At 65.9% G+C, this 2,785-nt stretch carries 1 protein-coding gene; it reads left to right on the top strand.

The window, feature by feature from the left end; genetic code table 11:
- The first annotated feature begins 269 nt into the window (after positions 1–269).
- Positions 270–2,693, top strand: coding sequence for an HAD-IC family P-type ATPase (locus tag QMG72_RS17695; protein ID WP_283481351.1), 2,424 nt, complete (start codon positions 270–272; stop codon positions 2,691–2,693).
- Positions 2,694–2,785: the final 92 nt, after the last annotated feature.

Genomic DNA, 2,785 nt, shown 5'->3' with positions numbered 1-2,785 from the left:
GTTTATCAGGGGGTCGGTCGCAAACTCTCCGCAACAGCGGCGGCGACTCGAATTACTCTACACGCCACCAGACCCCCACACAAATCCACCCCCCACACCACCCCCACACCCCCAAAAACCCCGCCACCACACCAAAAACAGACGCCCCGCCGGGCCCCCGCAGCCCACCTCGGCCAAACCCGCTACCTGTGTGCTCCGTCACCTCAAACCGGGGCACCTGCAGTTACGATCAGGAGATGATGGCAGAACACCGGCGCCAAGGACCAGGCATGCTCCATCGTCGTGTGTCCGGACCGGCCGCCAGTGGCCTCTCCCGTGGCGACGTAGCCTCCCGGATGAGCAGCGGCCTCGACAACCGTCTGCCGGACGCAACCAGCCGCAGCCTCTGGGAAATCGTCCGCGCAAACGTGCTGACCCTTTTCAATGCGATCGTGGGCACAAGCTTTATTCTCCTGCTCCTGCTGGGGAGCTGGCAGGACGCTCTTTTTGGGCTGGCTGCTGCCGGCAACGCCGTCATCGGTGTTGTGCAGGAGTATCGCGCCAAACGGTCCCTGGACCGCCTTGCCGTCCTCGAGGCCCCCCTGGCCCGGGTACTGCGCGACGGTACGGTGCAGGAGATCCCGACTGCCGACGTCGTACTTGACGATGTCCTGGTCCTGCGGGCCGGCGACCAGGTCACAGCCGATGCGTCAGTCCTTGAGAGCGGCGGGCTGGAGTCCGATGAATCCCTCCTCACCGGGGAGTCGGACCCCGTGGACAAGGACGCGGGGACTGAAGTACTCTCCGGCTCGATCATTGTCGCCGGACGCGGTACGGCGCGGGTGGTCCGGGTGGGCGCTGAGTCCTTTTCCAGCAGGCTCGCCGCCGATGCGAAGCGGTTCTCGCTGGTCAACTCTGAGATCCGCAACAGCCTCAACCGGATCCTGCGCTGGCTGACCTGGGCGCTGCTGCCGGTTGCCCTCATCGTTGCCAACGGTGAAATGCAGTCGAGGGGCGGCTGGGAAGCCGCCATCGCCAGTGGGGCCTGGACCTCCGCCCTGGTGGGGGTGATTGCAAGCGTCATCGCCATGGTTCCGCTGGGACTGGTGCTGCTCTCGAGCGTTGCTTTCGCCGTCGGCGGCGTCCGGATGGCGGGCAACAAGGTTCTTATCCAGGAACTGGCCGCGGTCGAGGGCCTGGCGCGCGTTGATGTCCTCTGCCTGGACAAGACCGGGACACTCACCGAAGGCAGCATCATCTTCGACGGCGTTCACGAGCTGGCCGGATCCGCTGAACCCGGGTGGGAGCACGCCCTGGGCTGGTTCGCTGCGGATCCGGAGGCAAACGCGACGTCGCGCTGCCTGGAGTCGGATTTTGAGCACGACGGCGGAACGCCGGCGGTCTCGTCGGTCCCGTTCTCTTCCGCACGGAAGTGGAGTTCCGTGACGTTCGACGGCGGAGGGACAAGCCCGTGCTCCTGGATCCTGGGCGCCCCGGAAATTGTGCTGGCCGACAGCTCCGGCGGCGGCAGCGCGGCGCCGTCGACCGAGGACGCCCTGGGCAAGGCCGGACGGCTCGCCGCTTCCGGGTTGCGGACCGTCGTCCTGGCTTACGCGGACGGCACCGCCATGACTGCCAAGGACGCAACACTGCCGGCACGGGTGAAACCCGTCGTTGTGCTCACGTTTCGGGAACAGATCCGCGCCGATGCCCGACAGACGCTGGACTACTTCCGCAACGAGGGTGTTGAACTGAAGATCATCTCGGGGGACGATCCCCGGACGGTCGCTGCGATTGCGCGCTCCGTGGGCCTGGACGTCGGGGAGGGCTACGATGCCCGGCAGCTCCCCGACCACCCGGCGCTGCTGGAAGAGGTCATGGAGGGCAATAACGTCTTCGGCCGGGTCAGTCCGAAGCAGAAAAAGGATATGGTGGCAGCACTTCAGCGCCGCGGCCATACAGTCGCGATGACCGGCGACGGTGTCAACGACGTGCTGGCGCTAAAAGAGGCAGACCTTGGCATAGCAATGAACTCCGCCGCGCCTGCCACAAAGGCCGTGGCCCGGCTGGTGCTGCTGGACGGACGCTTCGACCGGCTGCCCGGTGTGGTGGCCGAGGGCCGCCGGGTGATCGCCAACGTTGAGCGTGTGTCGAAGTTGTTCCTCAGCAAGACGGCCTATTCGATCGCGATCGCGGTCGGCTTCGGCCTCCTTAATCTGCAGTTTCCCTTCCTGCCGCGACAATTGTCTTTCACCGACGGCCTCACGATCGGGATCCCCTCATTCTTTCTAGCGCTGATGGCCAATCGCCGCCGCTACCGGCCGGGGTTCCTTCGAAGGTCTTTGTCGTTCTCCATCCCCGCCGGACTCGTCGTCGCCGCCTCGCTGCTGGGCTTGAACCTGTACGCGGGTTCCCTCGGGGCTGCCGGGGCCGCTCCGGAGTCGCTGCAGTCGGCGTCGGTCCTTACCCTCGCGGTGATCGGGTTGTGGATTCTCGCGGTGGTCTCCCGCCCGCTCGATGCCAGGAAGCTGGCAGTGCTACTGGGGATGTGTGCCGGCCTAGTGCTCCTGCTCAACGTGCCACTGGCCCAGGACTTCTTCCACCTGGCCTTGCCTCCGGCCGACATGTTGTGGGCAGCCGTCATAGCCGCGGTTGGCGGCGGGCTGGCCGTCGAGCTCTTGGCGTGGATTGATGGGCGGCGGTTTCCCCGCTGAGCCGGGTGGGGTTCCCGGTGGGGGTGTTTTTGGGTGGGGTGTTAAATGCGGGAGGACCCCCAACGTGGTTGGGGGTCCTCGACCGTTTAATG

Origin of the sequence: Pseudarthrobacter sp. PH31-O2, assembly GCF_030063265.1 — a bacterium.
Taxonomy (GTDB): Bacteria; Actinomycetota; Actinomycetes; order Actinomycetales; family Micrococcaceae; genus Arthrobacter.
Note: the sequence above shows the minus strand (reverse complement) of the source record. Positions and strands in the feature narration are given on the sequence as shown.

Coding starts and splice junctions, on each gene's coding strand:
- QMG72_RS17695 (WP_283481351.1), top strand. CDS start 270: ATGCTCCATCGTCGTGTGTCCGGACCGGCCGCCAGTGGCCTCTCCCGT.